This window comes from Saccharopolyspora sp. NPDC049426 (assembly GCF_040676935.1).
Taxonomy (GTDB): domain Bacteria; phylum Actinomycetota; class Actinomycetes; order Mycobacteriales; family Pseudonocardiaceae; genus Saccharopolyspora.
This window is the reverse complement of record NZ_JBFAPZ010000028.1, coordinates 1-23,869: the sequence shown is the minus strand read 5'-3', so window position 1 is coordinate 23,869 and position 23,869 is coordinate 1. Positions and strand designations below refer to the sequence as shown.

Genomic DNA, 23,869 nt, shown 5'->3' with positions numbered 1-23,869 from the left:
CAGGCCCGGCCCGGTTTTCCCGGCCCGTGTCGCTCTGACCTGAAATACTTTACGCACCCCGAAAAACCCCATGAACACCACCCCCCCTTTAAGGGGAAAACCCCAGGTCAGAGGCCGGTTTCAGGGTCCACCGGCATGAACGGGCCGTGGACGGCAGACGTAGTGCGCCATCCACCTTCGAGTGGTACTTGGTCTTCGGAGCGGGTGCTGCCCGATTTCGCGGGTAGCCTGCCGACGACTTGTCAGAACGGGGGTAGCGATGGACTCGACTCCGATATACACCGAGCTGCGCAACACTCTGGCTGATCCGGAGGATCGCAACTGGGGCCCGAGCGCTCCACCGGAGTTCGCGGCCGCGCTCGCCGACGGAGCGAACTCGGCACCGGCGAAGGAAACGCGCGCGACGGGCACCCGCACGCGTGCGCGGAGACACCGCGCGGCGGACTGAACAACACCCGAGAACTCGAACCGCACCGGATTCAACGCACATCTCCGGTGCGGTTTTTGCTGCGGTCGTCCCGCCGGATCTAGTCGACCGCGGAAGAGAACAGCGGCAGCGACACCGCCGGCGCCTCGGCACCGGCGTCGGGCTTGGCCTCCTCGGCGGGAACCAGCTCCGATTCCTTCGCCGCGACTTCCTTCGCGGCGACCGGCTCCGGCTCCGCGTCCTTCTCAGGAGCCTGCGCGTCATCCGCCGCTTCGGGCTTCTTCAGCGCGTCGCGGGTGCGCTGGGCTGCGCCGCGAATCTGCTCGGTGAGCTGCTTGTTGGCCTGCCGCGCCTGCTCCTCTTCGCGCTCCTGCTGCTTGGTGCTGCGAGGAGCCGCGGGTTTGGGCGCGCGAGCGGCCTTGATGTAGCGGTCGAGCACAGAACGCAGCGCTTGAGCGTTGCCGTCGTTCAGGTCGATTTCGTAGCTCACGCCATCCAGCGCGAAAGTGACGGTGTGCTTGGCTGGCGACCCGTCGATGTCATCGACGAGATCAACCTGAATCCGCTCGGCCATGATCACCTGTCTCGGGAACGCGCCCCGTCTCGATCCGCGACTTCCAGGTAAGACTACTGCTGGTCCTGACCACGTTGTAGCACGACACTTAGCAGATGTCTCGCACTCAACCATAGAACAGCAGCCCGATCGGCCGAAAACCGCTCGGCCCGCCGGACGTCCGCTGCCGCGGCCCGGCCACCGCCGACTAACGGTCGGTAACCGGGTGCGCCGGTTTTGAACCCAAGGTAATCCGAGCGGCGGCCGAAATTCGAGACCGGGTGGAACATTCTTCCGACGATCGTTTATTGTTCGCTCGCTCTTCGTCGCGCGGGCATGTGCGCGCAGAGACTGGATTCGAGCCGGAATCGAGGTTTAACCGTGGCGCAGAAAGTCACCGTGCAGCTGGTCGACGATGTCGACGGCTCGCAAGCCGACAGCACCGTCGAGTTCGCCCTGGACGGGGTGAACTACCAAATCGACCTGTCCGTCGACAACGCCGCGAAACTGCGGGACGCGCTGGCTTCCTTCGTGGCCAACGCACGTAAGACCGGTGGCCGCAAGCGGTCTGGCAACAAGCCGGGCAAGCCCTCGGGCGCGCCGACGCAGGCCGACCGGGAACGCAACCAGGCCATTCGGGAATGGGCTCGGGAACAGGGCATGCAGGTTTCCGACCGGGGTCGCATTCCGGCTGAGATCGTCGAGGCTTACGACAACGCTCGGTGAACGGCCGGGCACGGGCGGCCGGATTTGGCTTCGGACATTTCCGGCCGTCCGTTAAAGTCCCGCGCATTACCCGGCAATGACCACCCGCGGTGGTCGTCGGCAACGGGTAAACGAGGCTTCCGACTATCAGTTCGCCATGAAGCGGACGATTTCATCCCGAGTGGGCATCGCGCTCGTCGCGCCAATGCGCTGCACGGACAGTGCTGAGCCCGCCGCAGCCCGGCGCAGTGCCGCCGGAACCTCTTCGCCCTCGCCCAGCGCGGCGCTGAGGACCCCGACGAAGGTGTCGCCGGCCGCCGTGGTGTCCACCGCCTGGACCTCGAACGCCGGGACCTCGTGGCGGACTCCCTCGCGGCTGCCGTAGACGCATCCCCGGGCACCGAGGGTGATCACCACCTCGGGAACCAGCTCCAGCAGCGCCGCCAGGGCGCGCTCGGGGTCGTCGTGGCCGGTCAGCACGGCCGCCTCGTGCTCGTTGGGCACCAGCAGGTCGACGTCGCGCAGCAGCTCCTCCGGGAGCGGGACGGCGGGAGCGGGGGTGAGCACGACCCGCACGCCGTTGCGCTTGCCCGCCGCCGCGGCAGCGGCCACCCCGGGCTGCGGGATCTCCAGTTGCAGCAGCAGGCTGTCCGAACCGGCGATGATCTCCTCGTCGCCGTCGGCGAGCGCGTCCACGGTTCCGTTGGCCGCCGGGACCACGACGATCGAGTTGTCACCGCTGTCGTCGACCACGATGTGCGCCGTTCCGCTGCGGCCGGACACCGTTCGCAGGCCCTGGACGCCCACAGCGGATTCCTGGAAGACCCGGCGGATCTCGGCTCCGAACTCGTCTCCGCCGACCGCGCCGATCATGCGCGCGTCCGCACCCGCCTTCGCGGCGGCGATCGCCTGGTTGGCGCCCTTGCCACCGGGAACCGTGCGGAACTCGTGGCCGGTGACCGTCTCGCCCTGCTTGGGCGCGACCGGCACGTATGCCACCAGGTCCATGTTGCAGCTGCCGAAGACCACCACGCTCGTCACCGGACCATCATGGCCGACTCCGACACCCCGCCTGCTGGACGGGTCACCGGCAGGGGGACGTCGTACCATGCCGTCCAGCAGTCGAGGAGAGGGCGATACGCGGTGGATTACGCGGTGACGGCAGAGCTGACGCCACCTGCCGAGGTGGTGGAGCTGGACCCGCTGCAGCAGGAAGGGGTCGCCGCCGTGCTCGACCGCCACCTCGCCATGGTCGAGGGGGTCAGCGGGCCGGAGGAGTCCGAGATCGACGTGCTCGACTACCGCATCACCGTGCACCCGGCGGGCGTGAGCGTGCTGCTCGCGCTGGACGCGCCGTCGCTGCAGGCGGCGGAGGAGGGCGCGGCCTCGGTGCTCGACGAGCTCATCGTGGAGACCGAGCTGCTGATCGGCTGGTCCGTCGCCGAGTCGGCGGTGCGCATCACCGAGGACGAGTTCAACGAGCGGTTGGCCGCTGCGGACGACGTCGACGCCGACGACGCGCTGCAGGCCGCCATCGAGGAGGCCCTGGAGTCCTCCGGTGAGCCCGCGATGGACTCCGCGCACTGGAAGCACCGGCTCACCGAACTCGCGCCCAGGCTGCGGGCCTTCGACACCGGCGTCTTCGGCATCGAGGGCGAGCAGGCGGCGTTGGCCGCGGGAGCCCTGGTGCACGCGGTGCGCGTGGTGACCGACGAGATCTTCTACGACGAGCTCGCGCTGGCGGTCAACAACGCGACCGTCGCCGACGCCGTCGGACTGCTAGTGCTGGAAGAGCTGCCGCCCTGCTACGACAAGCGCTACGACGCGTTCTTCGCCCGCTCGTTCGTGCTGGCCTCAGCGGCCGTGGCGGTCCGGCTCACCGAACCGGTGTGGACCTCGCCGCGCAGCGTCGCCGAAGCGCTCGCGCTGCGGCTGGTGATCAACGAGGCGCGGGTGGTCCTGGAAGCCGCGGAGCTGATGGCCTGGGACGACAGCGAGCCGGTGTTCGAGAGCTTCGCGAACGCGACGTTCGGCGGTCTGGAGCACCACGAGCTCTACGAGATCGACGTGCCGCTGGCCGGCGAGGCCGAGCCGGAGGTCGTGGAGCGCGCCGCCAAGCTCGAAGCCGAGCTGCACACCCAGGGCCTCGCCTTCGACCAGTGGTTCCAGCCGCGCGACGGGGCGATGAACTTCCACCCCTACCTCGACGCCCCGTAGGTCAGGGCAGAGGGCGGTTCTGGTCCGAACCGACCAGGATCGATGTCTTCTTCGCCCGGGGTCGGTTCGGACCAACACCACCGCGAACCCGAGACCCCCGGTCAGGGGCCTGGCGGGGTCACGACTGGTTGCGCACCGAGATCGGGGGGACCGTGGCGCCGATCAGCGACGCGTCATCGATCGTCTCGGGCTCGTAAGCGCTGCTCGGGAGGGCTTCGAGCATGAGGTTGATCGGGTCGTCGATCGGCTCGACCCGGCCGAACAGGAACGCCCACTCGTGCTCGTCGGAACCGAAGTAGGCGACCGTCTCGAACGCCGACTGGAACCGGTTGTAGGCGCGGATCAGCGTCTCGTTGCGCCACACCGTCGGGCAGCCGCCCTGGAAGGCCACCACACCACCGGCGGAGAGCACCGACTGGCAGCGCTGGATGAACTCCAGGCCGTAGAGCCGGTTGTGCTGACCGTCGTCGTCAGCGCGCTCATCGGGCAGGTCGACCACGACGATGTCGTAGCCCTCCGGCGGGGCCGTGTCCAGGAAGCTCCAGCCGTCGGCGAAGTGGATCGTGACCGGGCCTTCGCCCTTCTCGGCGGCGGCCAGCTCCTCCGGCGTGTAGCCGTAGGGCAGGTGCTCGGCGCACTTGCGCACGCACAGCTCGTCGATGTCGACGTGATCCACCCGGGTCGCGCCGGCGGCGACGGCCATCTGGCTCGCCACGCCCTCGCTCGACCCGATGATCAGCACCCGCTCCACCTGCGCGGCCAGCAGGAACGCCGGCACCATCATGGCCTCGTGGTAGACCAGCTGGGAGAACTCGGTGCTCTGGCGGTCGTCGTCGCAGAACAGCGAGACGCCCTGCGCGGTCCGCGCGATCACCACGTGCTGGTAGGGGGTGTCGCCCTCCCACAGCACGTCGTCCACCCGCCACAAGCGCTGCAGGTCGGCGCCCATCGGCTCCTTGATCCACCGGTGCCCGTCGAGTTCGATCAACGGTGTTCCTCCTGAATTCCCCATGATTTGTGCCAAGCATCCCGCCGGCTCCCGTGGCGGGCCCGCCGACACGCGAAAGTAGACCGTTCCCCGCTCACGTCCAACTGCGGAGATCCAGCAAGCGGCGAAGCCGCTTTCGCCCTCCCCACCTGAGCAACTCACACCGACGCGGGTTCTGAGCGGCGTCGTGGCGAGCACGCCGCGACGCCGCGCCTCGGACGTGCGTCAGGAGTGGCGCGCGGAGTCCACGGAGCCGGTCAGGTTCCGCCACGAGCACCGCGGAGCGGGTTGAGATCGAACCGTCGAAACGCTCAGCAGACCAGTTCGGCGTAGTCGTGGCCTCGTTGGATCGTCTGCACGTTCTTCGTCGTCGGCTGGAGCGCTTCGGCGAGCAGCTCCACGGCCAACTCCGGCTTCGCGGTGTGCCCGCAGGTGAACACGTCGATGAAGATCGAGCCGTCCTCCGGGTACGTGTGCAGCGAGGCGTGGGACTCCGACAGCAGCGCCAACACCGTGACGCCTTGCGGGTCGAACCGCTTGGCGATCATCTGGCACACCGTGGCGTCCGACTCGCTCAGCGCCTTGTGCAGGACTTCTCGCAGGTACTGCTCGTCGTCCAGCAGTTCCGGTTCAACGCCCTCCAGCTCTGCCAGGACGTGCCTTCCGGTGAACAGACCGACCTGTGCTCCGGTGTCAACGGACATCTATCGACCTCCCATCATTTCGCAGATTCGCCGCGTTTCGCTTCTGGCACCGCCGCGGACGAACGTTCCGTCGCAGCAGATCACGGCCGCTGATCGCCGTCGACGCAATAGGTGGGCAGCGGGGTGAACCCGTTGAAACCCACCGATGAATAGCTCGCGGTGTACGCGCCCGCCGACAGCAGGTCCACCCAGTCGCCGCCGCGCAGCGTGCGCGGCAGCTCGTAGTGGGTCCGCTGGTAGAGCACGTCGTCACCGTCGCAAGTGGGCCCGGCCAGCACGACCGGGCCTTCCTGGTCACCGTCGCGCGAGGTGCGCAACCGGTAGGTGATGGCCTCGCCCTCGGTTTCGGCGAGGCCGTTGTAGCGCCCGATGTCGAGGTACACCCAACGCCGTTGCCCGTCGCAGGAGTCGGTGACGAGCACGACCTCGCTGCGCAGCACACCGGCGTCGCCGACGATGAACCGCCCGGGCTCGATGAGCAGTTCCGGCCGCTGCGGGCCGAACGCGTGCTCCAGCGCCTGCTCGATGGCCGTGACGTAGTCGGCCAGCGGCGGCGCGGTCTCGGTGTACCCGGCGGGCAGTCCCCCGCCGAGGTTGACCATGCGCGGTCGCACCCCGCGCGCGGCGCAGTCGGCGAACACAGCCGCGGCGGCGTTGACGCCATGCCGGTAGGCGGCCGGGTCCAGCTGCTGCGATCCGATGTGGAACGACACGCCGAAGGGGTCGAGGCCCAGCTCGGCGGCGCGGACCAGCAGTTCCGCGGCCTGCTGCGGGGTGCAGCCGAACTTGCGGCCGAAGGGGGTCTTCGAGCCGGTGTTGTCGACCAGGACGCGGCAGAACACCTGCGAACCCGGCGCGACCTCGGCGATGTTGGCCAGGTCGGCGTGGCTGTCGGTGGCGAACAACCGCACGCCCTGCTCGTGGGCGCGGGCGATGTCGCGGTGCTTCTTGATGGTGTTGCCGTAGGAGATCGACTCGGGTGCCGCGCCCTTGGCCAGGCACAACTCGATCTCACCGGGGCTGGCGACGTCGAACGAGGCGCCCTCGGCGATGAGCTCGCCGACGACCTCGGGAGTGGGATTGGCCTTGACCGCGTAGCAGATGCGCGCGTCCGGCAGCGCCGTGCGCAGTTGCCGGTAGCGGTCTCGCACCTGCGCCAGATCCATGACCAGGCAAGGGGTTTCGGGGTTCTGCTGATCCAGGAATCGCCGGATCGGATCCGGATTCCCGTTGCCCCGCCCGGGTTCCTGCGCGGTGCCGCTCGGGCGGTCCGTCACGCCGGTGGTGGCGGACAGATCGGTCAATCCCGTTACCTCCGTCTCGGGGATGGGTGGGTTCCTCGCCGCGTCTTCGCTGCCCTTCGACCGGGCGCTCGGCGACCGCAACTGCGACCAAGCACGGTACCGCCCCCGAGGTCAGATTTCGAACGGCACCCGACTCGGGACGGCCACCTGTGAGCACTCGCACTGCCCACCACCGCCGGGCACACCGAGCGGATCACCACGTCGGGTGCGCTCATTCGAATTTCGCGCGAAGTTCGGGTGCGAACTTTCGGACTCGAATTTCGCGCGAAATTCGAAAGTTCCTGGTCAGGAGGACTCGTCGAGGCGGAGGGCCAGGTAGAAGTCCACTCGGGCACTGAAGTCGGAGAGGTCGCGTCCGGTGAGCTCCTCGACCCGCTGCACGCGGTAACGCAGGGTGTTGACGTGCACGTGCAGCAGTTGGGCGCAGCGCGACCAGGAACCGTTGTTGTCCAGGAACACGCGCAGCGTCCGGACGAGTTCGGAGCCGTGCGCGGCGTCGTAGTCGATGACCGCGGAGAGCAGCCGGTCCCGGTAGGAGCGGCGCAGTTCGTCCGGCGCGGAGGCCAGCAGCACCTCGTGCGAGGCGAGTTCGGCGGCTGCGGCGACCTCGGCGCGTCCGCGGCGCTGCTCGGCGAGCCGGCGGGCGTAGGCGGCCTCGTCGAGCGCGCCGCGCAGCGCGGTGGCGGCGGTGATGTCGCTGATGCCCATCGCCAGCCGCCGCTCCCCCAGCCCGGCCTCGGCGACGGCGACGATGCGTCGGAGCTGATGTCCCAGGTCGGCGAGGTGTTCGCGATCGTCGACGAACAGCGCGACGGCGCCGTCGCCCAGCGGGGCGGTCACCGAGGCCATGCCGGTGGCCGCCGCGATCTCGCGGAGCAGGGTCGTGGATTCGGCGGGGGCACCGACGCCCATCGCCACGGCGCGCAGCGGTTCGTCGGCCGGGAGCCCGGCGGTTTCCAGCCGGGCGGCGACCTCGGTCGGTGAGGAGCTGCCTTCGAGGAGCCTGCGCAGCGCGGCTTCGACGGAGCGGCCGGCGATGCGGCGGGCCTCGTCGACGCGGGCGCGCACCAGCGAGACGACGGTTCCCAGGTCGGTGGCGACGGCTTCGCGGTGCTCGTCCCACTCCACGAGGTCGCCGCTGACCAGCGCGAACCACTGGGCCGCTGTCGGTTCGGCACCGGTCTCGACCGGCCACAGCACGTGCGGCTCGCCCGCGCGCCAGGTGCGCGGCAACCGGCCGCGGGTGAACTCGGCGAGCGCGCCTCGGCGTATCCGCTCGGGGAGCTCGTCCGTACCGCCGACGACCCAGCCGGCGGCCGAGAGGACCCAGCAGTCGGCTCCGAGGTCGTCGGCGGCCATGCGCAGCACCCGGTCGAGGTCGGCGCCGGCGGCGACCGCCGAGATCAGCTCGCGGCGAGGGGCGGCGCGCCACTGGATGCGTTCGGCGAGGGCGTTGAAGCTGACCGTGATCGGCACTTCGAACGCGGGCAGCCCGTGCTCCCGGCAGGCCGCCACCAGGTCGGGCGGGGCGTGGCCGAGCCGCGCGGTTCCGGCGGCCAGACCTGCTACTCCGGCGTCGACGAGGGCTCTGACGAACTGCTCGGAATCCTCCGGCCCGCCGTGCCAGACCAGGCCGCTGAGCACCAGCTCACCGCCGGTCAGGTAGCGGCGGGGGTCGATGAGGTCGGTGATGTAGACGCCGCGGACCGGCCGCTCCAGCGCATCCGCGTCGTTGAGCAGCACCAGGCCGAGCTCGTCGTCGGCGAGCAGATCCCGCAGGCGCACCCTCGCTCCTCCGTCAGGCGAGCGGCGGAGCCGCTCCCTCGTCACCCCACCCGAGCGATGGGCACCGCCGGAGCCGGAGGTCCTCCAACCCGCGACGCCGAGCGAATCGAGTGGGTTGACGCCTTTTGTAGGAACATACAACCGCACCCGTTCAGGGGGTAGTCATTTTCGGGGTTTCGCCCGCTAGCCAGGGGCTACTCGACGAATGTGTACTGGGCCACATCAGCGCACCGGCCGGTCGAGAAGGAGTACGACGTGGAATTCCTCCGCCCCGCCACCTGGCGGGAAGCGCTCGAAGCCAAGGCCGCGCATCCGGACGCCACACCGATCGCGGGCGGGACCGACGTGATGGTCGAGTTGAACTTCGACCGGCACCGGCCCGAGGTCCTGCTCGACCTCACCACCGTGCCCGAGCTCGCCGAGTGGGCGCCGGACGGTGACGTGCTGCGCATCGGCGCGGGCGTCCCCTACGCGCGGCTCATCGAGGAGCTGGGCTCCCGAGTGCCCGGTCTGGCGATGGCCAGCCGGACCGTGGGGTCCCCGCAGATCCGCAACCGCGGCACCGTCGCGGGCAACCTCGGCTCGGCCTCTCCTGCCGGAGACGCCCACCCACCGCTGCTGGCGGCCGGGGCGGGCGTCGAGGTCGAGTCCGTGCGCGGATCGCGGGTGATCCCCGTGGACGAGTTCTTCACCGGTCCGAAGCGCAACGTCCTGGAAACCGACGAGCTGATCGCCGCGATCCGGATCGCGCCCGCCGCGGGCCCGCAGCAGTTCTCCAAGGTCGGCACCCGCAACGCGATGGTCATCGCGGTGTGCACCTTCGCGATCTCGCTGGACCCGGCGGGCAAGACCGTCGGCACCGGCATCGGCTCGGCCGCGCCCACCCCGATCCGGGCGCGGGAGGCCGAGGACTTCCTCGCCGCCGAACTCGACTGGGACGCCCCGCTGGAGGACTCGGTGGCGCGCCGGTTCGGCGAACTCGTCGCGCAGGCCGCGTCCCCGATCGACGACGTGCGCGGCAGCGCCGACTACCGCAAGCACGCCTTGGGCGTGCTGGCCCGCCGGACCCTGAACTGGACCTGGCACGAGCACCGCTCCGGGAGGCAGGAATGCGCCTGAAGTTCACCGTCAACGGACGCCGGCAGGAGGCCGACGACGTCTGGGAGGGCGAGTCCCTGCTGTACGTGCTGCGCGAGCGGCTCGGCCTCCCCGGTTCGAAGAACGCCTGCGAGCAGGGCGAATGCGGTTCGTGCACGGTCTACGTGGACGGCGTCCCGGCGTGCTCGTGCCTGGTCGCGGCCGGTCAGGCCGAGGGCCGCGAGGTGCGCACCGTGGAAGGGCTCGCCGACGAGGAGCAGCTGGACCCGGTTCAGCAGGCCTTCGTCGAGACCGGCGCCGTGCAGTGCGGTTTCTGCACGCCCGGACTGCTCGTGCAGACCCACGACCTGCTGGAGCGCACCCCGAAGCCCTCGGACGCGGAGATCCGCGAGTCGCTGGCCGGGAACCTGTGCCGCTGCACCGGCTACGAGAAGATCATGGACGCCGTTCGCCTCGCCGCGCAGCGGAGAACCGATGGCTGAGCGGATCGTCGTCGAGGGCGGATCGGTCGTGGCGGTCGATGACGCCAGGACCGAGTTCGCCGAGGGGTACGTGGTCGTCGAGGGCGACCGGATCGTCGCGGTCGGCTCGGGATCGGCTCCGCCGCAGGACGGCCCGGTTCGTCGCATCGACGCCACCGGATGCCTGGTCACTCCCGGACTGGTCAACACCCACCACCACCTCTACCAATGGGCGACGCGCGGTCGCGCCGTCGACTCCACGTTGTTCGAGTGGCTGACCGAGCTCTACCCGGTGTGGGCGCGGATGGACGTCGAAACCGTCCACGCCGCCGCCTCGGCCGGACTCGCGCAGCTGGCGCGCTCGGGGTGCACGACGGCCGCCGACCACCACTACGTGTTCCCGCGCGAGGGCGGCGACGTCTTCGGCGCGGTGGTCGCCGCCGCCGAGCGGATCGGCCTGCGGCTGCACGCGGTGCGCGGGTCGATGGACCGCGGACGTTCCCAGGGCGGCCTGCCGCCGGACTCGGTGGTGGAGGACCGCGACGAGGCGCTGGCCGGAACGCAGCAGGCCATCGACGCCTTCCACGACCCCGCGCCGGGCGCCCGCGTCCGGGTCGCGGTCGGCCCGTGCTCGCCGTTCTCGGTGAGCGCGGAGCTGATGCGGGAGTCCGCGGAATTGGCCCGCCGCAACGGGGTTCGGCTGCACACCCACCTCGCCGAGACCACCACCGAGGAGGAGCAGTGCCAGGCCGAGTTCGGCCGCACCCCGGTGGAGTACGCCGAGGACCTGGGCTGGCTCGGTCCGGACGTGTGGCTCGCGCACGCCGTGCACCTCTCGCCCACCGCGGTCCGGCGGCTCGCCGAGACCGGTACCGGTGCGGCGCACTGCCCCAGCTCGAACGGCCGGCTCGGCGCCGGGATCGCCCCCGTGCGGGGTCTTCTCAGCGCCGGCGCCCCCGTCGGGCTGGGGGTCGACGGGGTCGCTTCCAACGAGTCCGGCGGGCTCGGCGAGGAGATGCGGCAGGCGCTGCTGCTCGCCCGCGCCACCGGCGGCCCCCGGGCGATGTCGGTGCGCGAGGCGTTGTGGATGGCCACCCGGGGTGGGGCGCGCTGCATCGGCCGCGAGGACGAGATCGGTTCGCTGGAACCGGGAAAGCTCGCCGACCTCGCCGTGTGGCGTCTCGGCGGGCTCGACCACACCGGCATCCCCGACCCGGTCGCCGCGCTGGTGCTGGGCCGGTTGCCGCAGGTCGAGACGCTGCTGTGCGGCGGAAGAGAAGTGCTCACCGGAGAAGACGTCGTCGAAGAGCTGGATCGGGCGAGCGCCCGGCTGCGCCTGGTGGAGGTGTCGTGATCATGACCAACCGACCGAGTGCCCAGGCACCCACGCGGACGCCGCAGCGGCTCGACGACGCCATCGACGGCGGCATCGGGGAGTCCCCGCTGCGCCCCGACGGCACGTTGAAGGTGCGCGGTGAGTTCGCCTACGCCTCCGACCTGTGGGCCGAGGACATGCTGTGGGGCGCGACGCTGCGCAGCCCGCACCCGCACGCGCGCATCCGCTCCATCGACATCGGCGCCGCCATGGCCATGGCCGGTGTGCACACGGTGCTGACCGCCGAGGACGTGCCGGGCGACAACATCTACGGCCTCAAGACAGTCGACCAGCCGGTGCTGGCCTCCGACGTGGTGCGCTACGTCGGCGAGGCGGTGGCCCTGGTGGCCGCCGACCACCCGGAGACCGCGCGGCGCGCGCTGGAGCGCATCGTCGTCGAGTACGAGGTGCTGACCCCGGTGCTCGACGCCGAGCGGGCCGCGCACGACGAGGACCTGCCGAAGCTGCACCCGGACGGCAACGTGGTGCGCCACCAGCGGATCCTCAAGGGCGATCCGGACGCGGCCGCCGAGGTCGTCGTCTCGGGCGTCTACACCGTCGGCATGCAGGACCAGGCGTTCCTGGGTCCGGAGTCCGGTTTGGCGATCCCCACCGAGGACGGCGGCGTCGACCTGTACCTGGCGACGCAGGACCTGCACTCCGACCTCAAGCAGACCGCACGCGCGCTGGGACTTCCGCCGGAGAAGGTGCGGATGACCATGTCCGGTGTCGGCGGTGCGTTCGGCGGCCGCGAGGACCTGTCGATCCAGGTGCACGTGTGCATGCTCGCGATGCACGTCGGCAAGCCGGTGAAGATGGTCTACAGCCGCGAGGAGTCGTTCTACGGCCACGTGCACCGGCACCCGGCGAAGATGTACTACGAGCACGGCGCGACCCGAGACGGGACGCTGGTGTACGTCAAGGCCGACCAGTACTTCGACGGCGGCGCGTACGCCTCGAAAACCCCCGTGGTGGTGGGCAACGCGACGACGCTGGGAGTCGGCCCGTACGTGGTGCCGAACGTGCGCATCGACGGCTGGGGGCTCTACACCAACAACCCGCCGTGCGGCGCGATGCGCGGACTGGGCGCCGTGCAGCCGACTTTCGCCTACGAGTCGCAGATGGACAAGCTCGCCGCCGAGCTGGGCATGGACCCGGTGGAGCTGCGGGTGCGCAACGCCATCGCCCAGGGCGGGACCATCCCCACCGGCCAGGTGGTCGACTCCCCCGCGCCGGTCGCCGAGCTGCTGGAACGCGTCCGCGCGCTGCCGATGCCGCCCGAGCGCGACACCACCGACATCCGGGAGCTCCCCGGCGGGGCGTCCAACACCACGCACGGCGAAGGCGTGGTGCGCGGGATCGGCTACGGGGTGACGATCAAGAACATCTGCTACTCCGAGGGCGCCGACGACTTCTCCACGGCCCGGGTGCGGTTGCAGCTCCTCGGCGGCGAACCGGCCGCCATGGTGCACACCGCCGCGGCCGAGGTCGGGCAGGGCCTGGTGACCGTGCAGCAGCAGATCGCGCGCACAGAGCTGGGCGTCGAGAGGGTGACCATCCACCCCAACGACACCTCCGTCGGACCGGCCGGTTCCAGCTCCGCTTCGCGGCAGACCTACGTCACCGGTGGCGCTGTGCAGGCCGCCTGCCAGGCCGTTCGCGACGTGCTGTTCGACCGGGTCGTCGAGCGGTTCGGGACCGCGGTCGGGCTGGCGCTGCAGGGCGGCAAGGTCGTCTCCGCCGAAGGCGTCGTCGCCGACCTCGCCGAGGTGCTGGGCGACGACGTCATCGAGGAGACCCGCGAGTTCCACCACCGCCAGACCTCCCCGATGGACGCCGACGGGCGAAGCGATCTGGTGCAGGTGCAGCACGCCTTCTCCGCGCACCGCGCCGTCGTCGACGTCGACACCGAGCTGGGACTGGTCAAGGTCGTGCAGCTGGCCTGCGCGCAGGACGTCGGCAAGGCCGTCAACCCGGAGGCCGTCCTCGGTCAGATCCAGGGCGGTTCCGCGCAGGGCCTCGGCCTGGCGGTGATGGAGGAGGTCCAGGTCAGCGACGGCAAGATCCGCAATCCCTCGTTCACCGACTACCTGATCCCCACGATCCTGGACATGCCGCCGATGGAGATCGACGTCATCGAGCGCGGCGACGACAACGCGCCCTACGGGGTTCGCGGTGTCGGCGAGCCGCCGACGATCTCCACCACGCCCGCTGTCGTCGCGGCCATCCGCGCCGCCACCGGCAAGAACCTCACGCACACGCCGGTCGCTCCCGAGCACATCATCTGAGCACCGACGAAAACCATTGGAGTGAAACGATGTCCGTGGATGTCGCAACCCAGCAGGAGCAGACCTGGATGGCTCGGGCGATCGAGCTCGCCACCGCCAGCGTGCACAGCGGCGGCGGCCCGTTCGGCGCGGTGATCGTGCGCGACGGCGAGATCGTGGCCACCGGGGCCAACCGCGTCACCTCCGACCTGGACCCGACAGCGCACGCCGAGGTCGTGGCGATCCGCAACGCCTGCCGCGAGCTCGACACGTTCTCGCTGGCCGGCTGCGTGCTGGTGACCTCGTGCGAACCGTGCCCGATGTGCCTGGCCTCGTCGATGTGGGCCCGGGTGGACCGGATCCTGTTCGCCGCCGATCGCGATGACGCGGCGGCGGCCGGTTTCGACGACCGCGCCTTCTACGACGCGCTCACCGACCCCACCAAGAACCCGACCGCGGTCGCGCGGATCGAGATCCACAACCGAAACGAAGCGTTCGACGCCTGGCGAGGAAAAGCCGACCGCGTCGATTACTGAGCGGAAAATCCCGCGCAATGCACGGCGATGACCGGGTCGCCACCTAGAACGGGCCGCGCACCAGCGGTCCTCACCAGCTAAAACGCCCCGCACCAGGCATTCGGCGAATTCTCGCCGGGCTCAACCCTGCCCGGAAAACCGACGTCCCGGGGGCGCCCACCGGCATGGGAGGACGCATGACCCAGCAATTGACCACCAGACCCGACAGCGGTCTGGACCGAATCTTCCGGATATCCGAACGCGGTTCCAGCCTCTCCCGCGAGCTGCGCGGCGGCCTGACCACGTTCGTCGCGATGGCCTACATCGTGATGCTCAACCCGCTGATCCTCGGCTCCGGAACCGACGCCACCGGCGCGAAGCTCTCCCCCGAGCAGCTCACCACCGCCACCGCCGCCACCGCCGGTGTCATGACGATCGTGATGGGCCTGGTCGGCAACGCCCCGCTGGCCCTGGCTACCGGACTGGGCGTGAACGCGGTCGTCGCGTTCACCATCGCCCCCACCATGACCTGGGCCGAGGCGTTCGGGCTGGTGGTCCTCGAAGGCATCGTGATCGTGGCGCTGGCGGTCAGCGGCGTCCGCGAGAAGATCATGAACGCCATCCCGGAGCCGCTCAAGATCGCCCTCACCGTCGGCATCGGCCTCTACATCGCGCTGATCGGCCTGGTCAGCGCCGGGTTCGTGACCCGCGTGCCGGACGCGCAGGAGACGACCGTGCCGGTGCAGATGGGCACCGACGGACACCTGTCCGGGATTCCGATCGTGGTGTTCTGCGTGACGCTGCTGGTGATGATCGGGCTGATGGCCCGCCGCACTCCCGGCGCGATCCTGCTGGGCATCGTGGCCGGGACGGTGATGGCGCTGGTGGCCCACGCGGCGCTGGACGTCGCTCCCGACGAGTGGGGAACGGTTGTTCCGGAGCTTCCCGCTCAGCTGGTCGGCACCCCCGACTTCGGCCTGTTCGGGCAGGTGGACCTCTTCGGCGGTTTCGCCGCCGCCGGCGGGGTGGCCGCGACGGTGTTCCTGTTCACCCTGGTGCTGTCCGGGTTCTTCGACGCGATGGGCACGATCACCAGCGTCTCCTCGCAGGCCGGGCTGGTCCAGGACGGCAAGGTCCAGGGCATGGGCCGGATCCTGGCCGTCGACGGTGTCGCCGCCGCGGCGGGCGGGCTGACCGGGGCCGCGCCGAACACGGTGTTCCTGGAGTCGGCCGCGGGTGTCGCCGAAGGCGCCCGCACTGGCCTCGCCAGCGTGTTCACCGGCCTGCTGTTCTGCCTGACGTTGCTGGTCACGCCGTTGGCGTCGGTGGTTCCGGCGCAGGCCGCCGCGCCTGCCCTGGTGATCGTCGGCGGGCTGATGATGTCGCAGGTCCGGTTGATCCCCTGGGACGATCCGGAGTACGTGATCCCGGCGTTCCTGACGCTGGCGGTCATCCCGTTCACCTACATGATCACCAACGGCATCGGTGCCGGTCTGATCGCCTTCGCGGTGATCAAGCTGGCCCGGGGCAAGGTGCGGGAGATCGGCTGGCTGGTCGGCTCGCTGGCGATCATCTTCGCGGTCTACTTCCTCGTCACCGGCCTGACCGGGGTCTGAGCCCGCGGGTCCGGGGACGCGCCGCGGCGCGTCCCCGGACCAGTACGGTCGATCCGTGACAGCACCAGCAGGAGTCGTTCTCGCGGCAGGCGCGGGCCGCCGCTTCGGAATGCCGAAAGCCCTGGTCGACTACCGAGGAGCGCTCCTCGTCGACCGCACCGCGAAGGTCTTGGCCGACGCCGGTTGCGACCCGGTGCTGGTGATCCTCGGCGCCGCCGCCGACGAGGTCCGCGAGCGCGCCGAGCTCGCGGGCGTGACGGCGGTGCTCAACCCCGAGTGGCAGTCCGGCATGGGGTCTTCGCTGCGGACCGCGCTGGAGGCGCTGCGGGAGTCCGACGCCCCGGCCGCGGTGATCCTCCCCGTCGACATGCCGGGCATCGGCCCGGAGGCCGTGCGCCGCGTCGCCGCGCTCTCCTCCCCCGACGCGCTCGCCGCCGCTTCGCACGGCGGACGTCGCAGTCACCCGGTGTTGCTGGGCAGGAACCACTGGACCGGTGCAGCCGCGTCCGCAACGGGTGACGCTGGCGCTCGCGACTACCTGAAAGAACGCACGGTGACGATGGTGTCCTGTGACGACGTATCGGACGGCTTCGATGTCGACCGGCCTGAAGATCTGGACCGACCCGCCACGTAGAGTGCCAGGACGACCGAGAGGCGCTGCTGAGAGCCAGTGCAACTAGCATTGTCTTCCGGTCAAGAGCTCGAACGCCCGAGCAAAGTGGAGAGCGGAGGCATTCATGGCTGGCGGTCATATCACCGCGAACTACGTACCCCAGGGCGATGACTGGCAGATCACCGTCACGGATGGTGACGGCAAGAAGACCGCGCGTGCCCCCGGGCTGATCGCCGCTCGGGACCAGGCCGATCAGCTGATCGAGCAGCTCTCGCCCGGCAAGTCCGGCCGCGTGGTGATCCACCTGCTCGACGGGGACGGCTTCGCCTTCACCACCGCCTACCTGCAGGCCAGGCACGGCCTGTCGGACGAGGCGACCCAGCACGCGGCGCGCGCCGCCGCGGCCCACGCACCCGCCCAGTAGCACTGCGGTCCGACCGGATGGACACTGGTCGGTGACTCTTCGCGACCCACCGATCACGCGCGCCGGAGACCTGCCGCCGGGGACCTTAGGATGGCGTTCGTGAACGCGCCGACCAGTAGTGCACCCCAGGAGGAAGCAGCGGTGGCCAGCCTCGAACCGAGCAGGCCGCCCGCCGGCCGGGGACGCCCGCGGGACGCCTCCCGCGATGCCGCGTTGCGCCAGGCCGCCATGGAGGTGCTGGCCCAGGTCGGCTACCGGGCGCTGACCATGGACGCCGTCGCCGCCCAGGCCCGAGCCGGGAAGGCCACGATCTACCGCCGCTGGGACTCCAAGCTCGACCTGGTCATCGACACCTGCAACGAGCTCGTCCAGCGCCGCATCCCGGAACCGGACCTGGGTTCGGTCGCCGATGATCTCGGCGAGTTCCTGCGCGCGTTCGCCACGCTGCTGACCGGGCCGGTCGGCAAGGCCGCGCAAGCGCTGGTCGGCGAGCTGCCGCACGAGCCGGAGCTGGCGCTGAAGTTCCGCGAGTCGTTCCTGCTGCCGCAGCGCGACGTGCTGCGGCGGATCATGGAGCGCGGTGTCCGGCGCGGCGAGATCGGCCCGAACGCCCCGATCGACACGGTCGGCGAGCTGGCCGGTGCGGGCCTGATCTACCGGCTGATGCTGGCCGACGAGCCGCTGGACACCGGATTCGTGGACCGGTTGCTCAACGAGGCGCTCCTTCCGCTGTTGAAGCGCTGATCGTCTGCTTCACGCGCTACGGTGGCTTCGCCCCGGGGAAACGGAGGTCGGTTCGTGTCCGAGGTTCTCAAGCTCAACCGCTGGCCGGTGAAGTCGCTGCGCGGTGAGGAGCTGTCCGCCGCGCGCTTCGACGAGCGCGGTGTGGCGGGTGACCGCGCCTTCGCGCTGCTCGACGAGCGGCCGAACCGAGCGGGCAACATCCTCACCGTTCGGCAGAACCAGACCTTGCTGTCCTGGTCGGCGAGCTACGGCGACCTGCCGGAGCCGACCGGGCCGCCGACCCTCACCGGGCCGGATGATCAGCGGTTCTCCTGGGACGACCCGAAGCTCGCGAACGTGCTGGAGGAGTCGCTGGACATCCCGGTGAGCCTGCGCGCGGCCGACGGCCAGCAGGACCGCGGGCCGACGGTGCTGGTCACCTTCGAGTCATCGCTGCGCGGGCTGAGCGAGGAGATGGGCGCTGACGTGGACCTGCGGCGCTTCCGCACGAACCTGCACGTGGACGCGGATCTGCCGCCGTTCGCAGAACAGGACTGGGAAGCGGGCGCCACGATCACCGCCGGCGAGGTGGAACTTGCCGTGACCGGCGAACACGCGGGTCCGTGCATCCGTTGCGCGGTGCCGAGCTGGGACGCCGACGGGCGCGAGCGCTGGCGGGAACTGCAGGCTCACCTGATCGAGCGACACGAGAACAAGTTCGGCGTGATCATGCGGGTGACCCGGCCGGGCACGGTGACCGTGGGCGAGGCCGTCCGAGCGGGTTGAGCGGGTTCCGGTGTTCTGGGGCCAGGTCCGAGACCCCAGAACGACCGGCACCTCACTTGAACAGCTTGCGCACGACCACCGCGGTGACCAGTGCACCGACCCCGATGAGCGCGTAGCGCACCTTGGGATCGTTCAGCTTCTCCATGACGCTGGCTTTGCCGGCGTCGACGAACCGCTGCGGATTCGCCTGCACGCTCAGCCTGTCCAACGTGTCGGCCAGCGCGTCACGCGCCTGCTCGATGTCACGCTCGATGGCATCTTGATCACGGGCCACGTGTCCTCCTCACGTTCACCTGGCTGCCCACACCGTAGTTCACCGCGGATTCCACGCCGCATCAGCCGCGCCCGTGTCGCCTGCTCGGGTCTCCGCAGCCGCCTCAAGAACAAGATCGACGAGCGCGATACGCTGTGCGCACCGAGGGGCCGTAGCCCAATTGGCAGAGGCACTAGGTTTAGGTCCTAGACAGTGAGGGTTCGAGTCCCTCCGGCCCCACTTGAACATCCCCAGCCTGCCGCCCCTGAACCTCAGGGAGCCAGGTGTCCGAGGGCAACGACGTTGACGCCGTCTTCCCGGGTGTAGCTCGTGTTTCCAGCCGTCAGGACGTTCAGGGACGCCAACGCGTTCACGCGTTGCTGCGACACCTTCTTCTCCAGAGCTCGGAGGTTGTCGGCTGCCATGTCGATGTTCTTGCTGCCACCCAGCTTGACCTCGAAGGCCGCCCACCGGCCGTCGTTCAGCTCGACGATCGCGTCGACCTCAAGACCGTTCTCATCCCGGTAGTGGTAGACGGTGCCGCCGAGCGGCTGCGACAGGACGCGCAGATCGCGGATGCACAGCGACTCGAACAGCAGACCCAGTGTGTTGAGGTCGCTGAGCAGGGCCTTCGGACCTGCACCGAGCGCGGCGGCTGCGAGCGACGGATCGATGAAGTGCCACTTGGGGTGAGTCCGCAACCTGACCTTCGACCTCAGATGAGGTGCCCAGGCCGGTTGTTCCTCGATCACGAACACCCGGGTCAACGCATCGAGGTAGCGCCGCACCGTCTGGGCCGACACCTCGGCTCCGGACTCGCCGATCTCGGCTTCCGCGCTGAGCTTGGTGGCTGAGACCTCTGTCGAGGTGTTGCGCGCCAGGGCGCGGATCAAGGCTCTCACGCGCAGCGGATCTGACCGGACCTCAACTCCCGGCAGATCGACGCGCGCGATGTCGTCCAAGTAGCTCCCCAGGTAGTCCTGCGGTGAGCGGTTCGTCTGAGCGACGAGGGCCGGCCATCCGCCGCGGACCAGGATGGACGCGTAGTCCTCGACCGTCGGCCCGCCAATCCCGGCGATTGCCTCGCCCGAGAAGATCTCGGTGAAGCTGACGCTCCCTGCGGACTCGCCGCTCTCCCCCAGAGTCATGGGACGCAGCGTGATTCTGCGGAAACGGCCCGCTCCGCTGTGCCTGGTGATGTCGTCGGGCGGAGTCGCCGACCCGGTCAGCACGAACTGGCCCGGGACCGATCGCTGGTCGACCTCGTGCCGAACCGCGTTCCACAACGTTGGGGCGAGCTGCCACTCGTCGATGAGCCGTGGGACGTCTCCGGACAGGACGACGCCCGGTGAGGTTTCTGCGATCGACGGCAGTTGCGGATCCGAATCCAGCCGGACCGAGCTGTTCGCGACCTGCAAGCCCGTCGTGGTCTTACCCGTTGCCCGCGGACCTTGGATGATCACAGCGCCGAACGTGTCCAGCGACTTGCGCACGAGGTCGTCAACGAGCCGATTCCGGTAGGTCTCCACCAGCCCATTATAACTTCTGCGGGCGGTTCGCTATCACTTTTGCGCTTGATCCACTATCACTTTTGCGTGCAATCGAGCATCACTTTTGCGGACGCAGAGGATGATCCTCGAAGTGCTTGACCCTGCCCCGAGGGCAGGCGCTGGAGTGGTGATGACACACCACCAACGCCCAGGAGCGCACGATGACCAGCACGGCTGAGCAGGAGTACCGGACCGAGCAGCGGGGCGGGGGTTCGCGGCGGTTCCGGATCATCCGGGCGAACCTCGGTGCCTACCTGGCGCTGAACGCGCTCGCCTACGGGTTGTTCCTCGTCGGGATGGGCGTGGGGCTGCTGCGGCCCGAACTCGCCGGCACGAACATCGCGGCGCTCCAGCAGGACGGGACGTTGGAGCTGGCCACGTGGGCGATGTCGAGCGTGTGGCTGTTCAGCCTGATCATCCTCGTGGTGAACGCGGTCGGGCTGAGCCTGGTGCACGTCCTGCTGCCCTCGGCGATCGTCCCCTTCGGCGGCATCGCCGTCTTCGCCTACTGGGCCTTCGACACCGGGGTGACGTTGGCGCCGGTCAACGAGGTCGCGGCGTTGACCATGATCCCGCACTCGCTGACGGTCCTCATCGAGTTCCAGGCGTACGTCCTGGTCCTGCTCGGTGCCTACCGGCTGGGGATGTCGTGGCTGCGCCCCCGGGCCGTCGGTGCTCGCAACCGCCGCCAGGGCTACGTCCACGGATTGCGGGAGGTCGGCTGGCTGAGCCTGCCCGCGCTCGCGCTGCTCGTCGTCGGCGCGATCTACGAGGCTGTCGAGATCATCCACCTGGTCCCGATGCTGCTGTCTTGACCGTGCCCTTGGGGCAGGGTGTGGACTGGTTCGGAAATCGCGCGCCGAAATGGGGGACGAACGATGGCGTGGAGCACTCGGCAGGTCGCCGATCTCGCGGGCACGACGGTGAAGGCCGTTCGGCATTACCACGAGATCGGACTGCTGGACATGCCCGAACGCGCGTCGAACGGGTACAAGAAGTACGGGGTCTCGCACCTGATCCGGTTGGTGCAGATCAAGAGGCTGAGCGATCTGGGGCTTCCGCTGTCGCAGATCGCGGCGATGGGCAACGCCGGTGAGGACCCGACCGAGGCGATCTCCGTTCTCGACGCCGAGCTGGAGGCGACGATCCAGCGGCTGACCCGGATCCGCGCCGAACTGGCCGTGATCCTGCGCCACCGCGCGTCACCCGAGGTGCCGCCCGAGTTCGCGCCGCACGCCGGAGATTTCTCCGACAGCCAGAAAGCCCTGCTGACGGTCTACTCGACGGTCTTCAGCGACGAGGACCTGGCGGAGTTCGGCCGGGCCCTGGGCGAGCGGGACGACGTCGAGGACGAGTTCGAGGCGCTGCCCGCGGACGCCGACGACGAGGCGATCGACCAACTCGCCCAGCGCCTGGCGCCGGTGGTCCGCCGCGGCCGTGAGGAGCACCCGCAACTGGCGAACATGATGGCGAATTCACCGCACGGCGAGAAGCTGGCCACGAACGCGATGGCGCACGCGGTCGTGGAGTTCTACAACTCCGCGCAGATCCGCGCCCTGCAACGAGCGAACGCACTCCTGGAGCAGGAGGACACCGCCGACCGCGACGACGATTTCAGCTGAACCGACTCCCGGCAATCGGTGCACCGTGGGGAGAACGGCGGTTTCGCGGTTCGGAGATCGCGCCGCGAACAATTCTCAGAATTCAGCGGGTATCGAGCGAAAATTGTCCGAGACGTTCAGCAAGCAACAGAAGAACACATGAATCATCGGGGCATCGGCGCGGAAGGACCGCCCGAGGAAGAACCTCGGACGGCCATGTGGCAGTACGTCACTCGACCATGCCCCCTCACTCCGGGGCCGACGCCACTAGTTGTGCCCTGGTGGCGCGTGACCTGCGGGATTCTGGTTCTCGCTGTTCTGCGTCAGTCCGCCTCCCTTGCAACTGGGCTGCTGGCCTCCAGGCTCGTTGCCACCCCTGTTCTCACACGAGACGTCCACTTCCGTGATCTTCGCCGAAGCAACGCCTACCGGGAACAAGACCATGCCCAGCGCGACGGCCACGGCGCCGATACCGGCCGCAATCCGCTTACTGATCATCTCGCACTTCCCGTTGGTCACCATCGCAACAAATCTCTTGCAGATTCTTGGAAAACGATGGCTGCGTCCAGCATGTTCGCCGACCAACCGGGGCGTCAACGCTTCCAGAAAATCAAGTTTCCCATCAGCGCGAGGAAATCGATTTCACTTGGAAATTCAGGTGTTCTTCTCGTGAAATCAGGAAATCTGCCCAAGATCGGACCCGCTGCTCAGCTCGGGCGCCGTGCCGGACACCAGCGACTTCCACGCGGTGACCACGGGCGCACGCGATCACGGTATACCGTGGTCGGCGTGGTGTTTCCGTGGTTTGGGGGTCGTGGCCGGTGAGCGTCAAGGTTGCTCTGCTCGATGACGAGGACTTGGTGCGGTCCGGCATTCGGATGATCCTGGAGTCCGATCCCGAGATCGCAGTGGTGGCCGAGGCCGTCAACGGGGTGGGGATCGTGGACCTCGTGGCGCAGTTCTCGCCGGACGTGGTGCTCACCGACATCCAGATGCCCGAGGTCGGGGGCCTGGAGGTGACCAAGCGACTCGCCGCGCTGCCCGATCCGCCTGCCGTGGGCGTGCTGACGACCTTCGACGTGGACGAGTACGTGCACGAAGCCCTTCAGAACGGGGCGGCCGGATTCCTGCTCAAGGACACCCGGCCGCACGAACTGATCGCCGCCGTGCACACCCTCGCCGGTGGGGAGGCGATGCTCTCGCCGCGGATCACCCGGAAGCTGCTGACGACCTTCTCCTCCGGCGGCGGCGCCGCGCAGTCGGCGAAGTCCAAGATGGACAAGCTGACCGCGCGGGAGCGCGAGGTCGCCGTGGCGGTCGCGCAGGGTTCGAGCAACGCCGAGATCGCCGCCGACCTGTACATGAGCCAGTCCACCGTGAAAGTCCACATCGGACGGATCATGCACAAGCTCGACGCGGTCAACCGGACCCAGGTCGCGATCATCACCCACGACGCCGGCTTGGCCTAAAAGCTGTTTAGGAATTGCTTTGCGTAGCGGTGCGGGTAGCAGAACCTGAGCGGTTGCGTGGACTCCGTGCGCCACGACTTATGTATGTCCAATACACGGCGTCGCGGCGTACTCGCCACGAAACCGCTCAGAACCTGCGGCGGTGCGGGCTGAGTCCCACACATGAAACAGCGGCTCCGCCACATTCCCAAACAGCTCCTAGTGTCCTGCGTCGGAAGTTGGTTTTGTAATTGTAGGGTTCGTGGATGGGCAAGTCTGGTCGGCCGAAGAAGGCCGAGCTGAAGGTTTCTGAGGAGCAGCGTCGGGAGTTGGTGCGGGGCGCTCGGGCGGCGACGTCGACGCAGGCGTATGCGCTGCGGTGCCGGATCGTTCTTGCGTGCGCGGAACCCGGTGCGTTCAACACGGACGTGGCTGCGGAGCTGGGTGTTTCGGTGC

24 protein-coding genes, 1 tRNA gene and 1 pseudogene are annotated in these 23,869 nt (G+C 69.2%); 18 read left to right on the top strand and 8 right to left on the bottom strand.

The annotated features are described in order from the left end of the window. Positions 1–527: 527 nt before the first annotated feature. Positions 528–1,001, bottom strand: coding sequence for a histone-like nucleoid-structuring protein Lsr2 (locus tag AB0J78_RS33135; RefSeq protein WP_363795974.1), 474 nt, complete (start codon positions 999–1,001; stop codon positions 528–530). A gap of 360 nt (positions 1,002–1,361) precedes the next feature. Between AB0J78_RS33135 and AB0J78_RS33130 the strand changes: the two genes are divergently transcribed. Continuing rightward, positions 1,362–1,706: an Lsr2 family protein gene (locus AB0J78_RS33130; RefSeq protein ID WP_132627252.1), complete on the top strand. Its 345-nt coding sequence runs from the start codon at positions 1,362–1,364 to the stop codon at positions 1,704–1,706. Positions 1,707–1,832: 126 nt separating this feature from the next. Here AB0J78_RS33130 and rbsK read toward each other — a convergent pair whose 3' ends face one another. Further along, on the bottom strand, positions 1,833–2,726 hold the full coding sequence (gene rbsK, locus AB0J78_RS33125; RefSeq protein WP_363795972.1) for a ribokinase: 894 nt from the start codon (positions 2,724–2,726) through the stop codon (positions 1,833–1,835). 114 nt (positions 2,727–2,840) lie between these two features. On the opposite strand from rbsK, the gene AB0J78_RS33120 reads away from it, so the two are divergent. Next, the gene (locus AB0J78_RS33120) at positions 2,841–3,902 is read left to right on the top strand and encodes a hypothetical protein (RefSeq protein ID WP_363795970.1); all 1,062 of its coding nucleotides are present in this window, start codon (positions 2,841–2,843) and stop codon (positions 3,900–3,902) included. Positions 3,903–4,020: 118 nt separating this feature from the next. On the opposite strand, the gene AB0J78_RS33115 is transcribed toward AB0J78_RS33120, so the two are convergent. The 4 genes from AB0J78_RS33115 to AB0J78_RS33100 form a co-directional block, all read right to left on the bottom strand. Next, positions 4,021–4,890: a spermidine synthase gene (locus tag AB0J78_RS33115; RefSeq protein ID WP_363795968.1), complete on the bottom strand. Its 870-nt coding sequence runs from the start codon at positions 4,888–4,890 to the stop codon at positions 4,021–4,023. A 311-nt stretch (positions 4,891–5,201) separates the two neighbouring features. Then, positions 5,202–5,594, bottom strand: coding sequence for an adenosylmethionine decarboxylase (gene speD, locus AB0J78_RS33110; RefSeq protein ID WP_363795966.1), 393 nt, complete (start codon positions 5,592–5,594; stop codon positions 5,202–5,204). Between the two features lie 80 nt (positions 5,595–5,674). After that, positions 5,675–6,898, bottom strand: coding sequence for a type III PLP-dependent enzyme (locus AB0J78_RS33105; protein WP_363795964.1), 1,224 nt, complete (start codon positions 6,896–6,898; stop codon positions 5,675–5,677). Positions 6,899–7,183: 285 nt separating this feature from the next. Then, complete coding sequence (locus AB0J78_RS33100) at positions 7,184–8,683, bottom strand: helix-turn-helix domain-containing protein (RefSeq protein WP_363795962.1); 1,500 nt, start codon at positions 8,681–8,683, stop codon at positions 7,184–7,186. A 255-nt stretch (positions 8,684–8,938) separates the two neighbouring features. Here AB0J78_RS33100 and AB0J78_RS33095 point away from each other — a divergent pair, with 255 nt between their 5' ends. From AB0J78_RS33095 to AB0J78_RS33050, 10 genes are all read left to right on the top strand, one after another. Continuing rightward, positions 8,939–9,802 carry an FAD binding domain-containing protein gene (locus tag AB0J78_RS33095; protein ID WP_363795960.1) on the top strand — a complete coding sequence of 288 codons (864 nt, stop codon included), beginning with the start codon at positions 8,939–8,941 and terminating at the stop codon, positions 9,800–9,802. Continuing rightward, complete coding sequence (locus tag AB0J78_RS33090; protein WP_363795958.1) at positions 9,793–10,263, top strand: (2Fe-2S)-binding protein; 471 nt, start codon at positions 9,793–9,795, stop codon at positions 10,261–10,263. Before AB0J78_RS33095 ends, AB0J78_RS33090 begins: the two co-directional genes overlap by 10 nt. Further along, on the top strand, positions 10,256–11,596 hold the full coding sequence (locus tag AB0J78_RS33085; RefSeq protein ID WP_363795956.1) for an 8-oxoguanine deaminase: 1,341 nt from the start codon (positions 10,256–10,258) through the stop codon (positions 11,594–11,596). The genes AB0J78_RS33090 and AB0J78_RS33085 overlap by 8 nt, the downstream gene beginning before the upstream one ends. Positions 11,597–11,598: 2 nt before the next feature. Continuing rightward, positions 11,599–13,905, top strand: a complete 2,307-nt coding sequence (gene pucD, locus AB0J78_RS33080) for a xanthine dehydrogenase subunit D (protein WP_363795954.1) — start codon at positions 11,599–11,601, stop codon at positions 13,903–13,905. 29 nt (positions 13,906–13,934) lie between these two features. Next, positions 13,935–14,420, top strand: a complete 486-nt coding sequence (locus AB0J78_RS33075; RefSeq protein ID WP_363795952.1) for a nucleoside deaminase — start codon at positions 13,935–13,937, stop codon at positions 14,418–14,420. 176 nt (positions 14,421–14,596) lie between these two features. Continuing rightward, entirely contained in the window at positions 14,597–16,015 is a 1,419-nt protein-coding gene (locus AB0J78_RS33070; protein ID WP_363795950.1) for an NCS2 family permease, read from the top strand. Positions 16,016–16,070: 55 nt separating this feature from the next. Beyond that, positions 16,071–16,649 (top strand): nucleotidyltransferase family protein, encoded by a 579-nt coding sequence (locus tag AB0J78_RS33065; protein WP_363795948.1) that lies wholly within the window; start codon positions 16,071–16,073, stop codon positions 16,647–16,649. A gap of 103 nt (positions 16,650–16,752) precedes the next feature. After that, a complete protein-coding gene (locus AB0J78_RS33060; protein ID WP_363795946.1) occupies positions 16,753–17,052 on the top strand; it encodes a hypothetical protein in 300 nt (99 codons plus the stop codon). 90 nt (positions 17,053–17,142) lie between these two features. After that, positions 17,143–17,796 carry a TetR/AcrR family transcriptional regulator gene (locus AB0J78_RS33055; RefSeq protein WP_132686619.1) on the top strand — a complete coding sequence of 218 codons (654 nt, stop codon included), beginning with the start codon at positions 17,143–17,145 and terminating at the stop codon, positions 17,794–17,796. A gap of 54 nt (positions 17,797–17,850) precedes the next feature. Next, a complete protein-coding gene (locus AB0J78_RS33050) occupies positions 17,851–18,561 on the top strand; it encodes an MOSC N-terminal beta barrel domain-containing protein (RefSeq protein WP_363795944.1) in 711 nt (236 codons plus the stop codon). Positions 18,562–18,613: 52 nt separating this feature from the next. Here the strand turns inward: AB0J78_RS33050 and AB0J78_RS33045 are convergent, their stop codons facing one another. After that, positions 18,614–18,835 (bottom strand): DUF3618 domain-containing protein, encoded by a 222-nt coding sequence (locus AB0J78_RS33045; protein WP_324263389.1) that lies wholly within the window; start codon positions 18,833–18,835, stop codon positions 18,614–18,616. Positions 18,836–18,980: 145 nt separating this feature from the next. Here AB0J78_RS33045 and AB0J78_RS33040 point away from each other — a divergent pair. Then, positions 18,981–19,054 (top strand) — tRNA-Leu (locus AB0J78_RS33040). 32 nt (positions 19,055–19,086) lie between these two features. Here AB0J78_RS33040 and AB0J78_RS33035 read toward each other — a convergent pair. Continuing rightward, positions 19,087–20,343 carry a DUF4143 domain-containing protein gene (locus AB0J78_RS33035; protein ID WP_363795942.1) on the bottom strand — a complete coding sequence of 419 codons (1,257 nt, stop codon included), beginning with the start codon at positions 20,341–20,343 and terminating at the stop codon, positions 19,087–19,089. 182 nt (positions 20,344–20,525) lie between these two features. Between AB0J78_RS33035 and AB0J78_RS33030 the strand changes: the two genes are divergently transcribed. The 5 genes and pseudogenes from AB0J78_RS33030 to AB0J78_RS33010 all read left to right on the top strand — a co-directional run. After that, positions 20,526–21,179, top strand: a complete 654-nt coding sequence (locus AB0J78_RS33030) for a stage II sporulation protein M (protein ID WP_363795940.1) — start codon at positions 20,526–20,528, stop codon at positions 21,177–21,179. 63 nt (positions 21,180–21,242) lie between these two features. Further along, positions 21,243–21,986: a MerR family transcriptional regulator gene (locus AB0J78_RS33025; RefSeq protein ID WP_363795938.1), complete on the top strand. Its 744-nt coding sequence runs from the start codon at positions 21,243–21,245 to the stop codon at positions 21,984–21,986. Between the two features lie 382 nt (positions 21,987–22,368). Further along, a complete protein-coding gene (locus AB0J78_RS33020; protein ID WP_363795936.1) occupies positions 22,369–22,638 on the top strand; it encodes a hypothetical protein in 270 nt (89 codons plus the stop codon). Between the two features lie 148 nt (positions 22,639–22,786). Then, the gene (locus AB0J78_RS33015) at positions 22,787–23,434 is read left to right on the top strand and encodes a response regulator transcription factor (RefSeq protein WP_363795934.1); all 648 of its coding nucleotides are present in this window, start codon (positions 22,787–22,789) and stop codon (positions 23,432–23,434) included. Positions 23,435–23,679: 245 nt separating this feature from the next. After that, positions 23,680–23,869, top strand: a pseudogene (locus tag AB0J78_RS33010) (IS630 family transposase); the annotation flags it as partial.